General features: G+C 42.9%; 1 protein-coding gene and 2 pseudogenes. 1 reads left to right on the forward strand and 2 read right to left on the reverse strand.

All coding sequences use genetic code 11. The annotated features are described in order from the left end of the window. Positions 1-1,528, reverse strand: a pseudogene (locus F6K57_RS41755) (glycoside hydrolase family 10 protein); the annotation flags it as partial. A gap of 198 nt (positions 1,529-1,726) precedes the next feature. Then, entirely contained in the window at positions 1,727-1,987 is a 261-nt protein-coding gene (locus F6K57_RS41760) for a BrnA antitoxin family protein (protein WP_293024366.1), read from the reverse strand. Between the two features lie 455 nt (positions 1,988-2,442). Here F6K57_RS41760 and F6K57_RS41765 point away from each other — a divergent pair. After that, positions 2,443-3,004 (forward strand): annotated as a pseudogene (locus F6K57_RS41765) (serine/threonine protein kinase); the annotation flags it as partial.

Consider the following 3,004-nt stretch of genomic DNA (forward strand, 5'->3'; position numbering starts at 1 on the left):
TCGTATAACTAGCGTTAACCGTTTCAAAAAAGATGGTGTGAAAACCAGCTGTAGCCAATTTGTCAAAAATCTTAGCTAAATCTTTTTCAGACTTCGCTTTAACAATAGTACCCCGGTCTAGCCAAATGGCTCGAATCTCTGACTGGGCTAGTTTACGATCAATTGGGTAGTTTTCCCACAAGGTATTTCGTGCTGTCATCCACAGCTGACTTGCCTTTTGATACTCTCTGCGAGCCACTGCTCGACGGAAATTTTCCAAACCCACTCTGGCCTGATGCAATGCCTCAATAGCTGAGTTAGCAGCTGAGTCAGTTTCATCCGTTTTACCCTCAGAGGTTTCCTCGGAAGTTTCCGACACTTGCTTAGTACCAGCAGTGACAAATTGTTCAATAGCAGTGCCTGTAGATAAATTCAGATTACTGTTAGCTGCATCGGCTCTTAGCAAAGCACTTTCAAACCGACCAATCAGATTTTCCAACTCCCGCTCCATCGCAGTAGCTTGCTTTAGGGTTCGAATTCGTCTTCTATATCGTGGTGGTGGGGCTTTTGCTGGCTTGGGTGACGGTGCTAATCGGGAATTAGTAGGCTTGGCTGAAGCATCTGTGTTATTGCCAGACTCTGCATCTTCTGTTTCCACCTGTTTCTGGGCAATAGTAGTGTCGATATCCCGACAATGTTGTGGTGAGTGATCAGAGGATTCAGACGATGTAGATGAATTAGTGATGAGTTGGACATCAGTAAGTTGGACATCAGTGACTTGGACATCATAGCGACCAAGAGCCGCTCGTAACCAAGCACTATCGACTTCTGCCGGAGCTACCCGATCGATACCCCAGCGCCAACCAAAAAACGTAGCATTATTAGAGGTTACTACAGCAGGGGGCTTGTCAACCTGACTCCAGACCGCAACAGTAGTGGAATTAAGATCAGCAGGAATAAGAGTACCACCCTGGATGATACCTGTAATTCCAGTATTCTGCACCCATGTTTGGTTACTGTCTGGGGAAGGATGGAGGATAGAGGGTTGAGTCATCGCAAACCCCCAATAGGCACCCAAAAGCTCACGCAATTGTTTGCGGATGTCAGGTTTGGAAAGTAATCCAGTCGGACCGCTGACAATAACTTTTCCTCCTTGTGCAATCCACTCCTGTAACGCTTGGAATTGTTTTGGGTGGAGGAACTCGACATTGGGCAAAAATAGCAAGTTAGTGTTATCGAAGTCAGAGGCTTTCTTAACTTCAGTCAAGTCAACAATACAGTAGTTAACTCCAATTGAATGTAAGCGTTCGGTAATTCCAGACCAATGCCCTTGATTATCCCGACTTTTAACTACTCCTAGCTGCACCGTTTCAGCTCTAGCAGCTGGTAACCATGGTAGGGAATTGAGCAAAAGCCCGATCAAGGTACTAACGACAATAGTCTTGGGATCGATAGGATTAGATTTGAGTATAGTCAAATCTCTGATCAAGGGGGTTAGCTGCTTGGACAAATACCACTGCCAATTGGAACTATCACTACTGCTGAACACCGTTCACTCCTTAAAATTAGTTATCAAAATCTTAACCTCTCTTAGCAATTCACAACGTTCGTTAGCGAGAAGTGGGGATTTAGATCAGTCAGTGCGATCGCATTAGGTATTGGTTCAATTGCAGTTTATAACTTGTATAACCCATACGGGATATCATCTCAGCTAATTCTAGCCGAGATGAACGGAATAGTTTTACCATCAATGATTACTTTTCTTTAGTTGATGATTAACATAACTACGAAGAACGTTATTAATCGATGATTGATAGCCTTTTCCTTGACTTTTGAACCAGTCTATGATGTCACTATCTAAGCGAATAGAAATCGCTTTTTTAGTAATCGGTTTAACCATTTTGGCATTTTCCCAGAAATGATCATCTAACTCAGGTATATCTGAAGTATCAATTTCAGAGTCAGGAATATTTTTGATTTCTTCAAGTCGTTTTGGCGAGATACTCATAATACTTTTTCCTTGTCTTGCAGCGGTCAGCGGTCAGTGGTCAGCCGTCAGCTTTCCATAACTCAGATTAAACTAATGCTTACCTGTTGTCTTGATGCAATAGCGAGTGGGGGAAACCCCCAAGACCGCGCTGCATCGCTTATTCAAAAGCTGTTATCTTTGCTTACCCTATGCCCATAAGCTGATAGCTGATAGCTGATAGCCTAGCGCATATGCTTAGCTACGGAGTAGGAGTATGAAGTAAGGTGAAGCAAATTGGATGGCTCTAATAATTATTAAAAACGCTAGAATTATTTGTGTATAAAAATAAAACGTAAATATTCAGGTAAGCTTATGGGCATAGGCTGATAGCTGATAGCTGTTCGCGTAGCGTGCGCGTAGCGCTTAAGCTGATAGCTGATAGCTTACGATAAACCCTACCGAAATTAATATCCTAGATAGGTTGGGCATCTCCCATGAAAACTAATAACCATCGGTCAGTCTGTGGGAAATTAAAGCAGCAGTTAAATAACAGAGTTAAACGCTGGTTTAATTCCCCTAAAAATGGTCATAGCAGCACCACACAAACAATAACTGTTACTGTGGCAGAGCCTTATGCTCCCTACAAACCTCCCTCAACTCCTCAACAACCTAACCACAGCAACGGCGTAATTCATCTTACCTGGCTGCCTGGTGATCGGCTACAAAACGGTAAGTACACTATCGAAAAAAAACTAGGACAAGGTGGGCTGGGTATTACCTATTTAGCCCGAAATAATAAAACAGGCGATCGCATTGTTATTAAAACTATCCTTAATCATGTACTACGCCAAGATAATTTATTAGAATATTGGAAAATTTTTGCCAACGAAGCGGTAAAGTTAGCCCAATGTAGCTGTGGCAATCCTCATCTAGTCAGCTTATGTGAAGAAATCATCCGAGAAGGTGAATTGCCTTGCCTAATCATGGAATACATCGAGGGGGAAACCTTGTCGGCTCTGGTGAAACGGCAGGGTGTGCTTTCAGAAGAACAAGCCA

The sequence above is a fragment of the Moorena sp. SIO4A5 genome (genome assembly GCF_010672005.1).
In the GTDB taxonomy this organism is placed as follows: Bacteria; Cyanobacteriota; Cyanobacteriia; order Cyanobacteriales; family Coleofasciculaceae; genus Moorena.

Coding starts and splice junctions, on each gene's coding strand:
- F6K57_RS41760 (WP_293024366.1), bottom strand. CDS start 1,987: ATGAGTATCTCGCCAAAACGACTTGAAGAAATCAAAAATATTCCTGAC.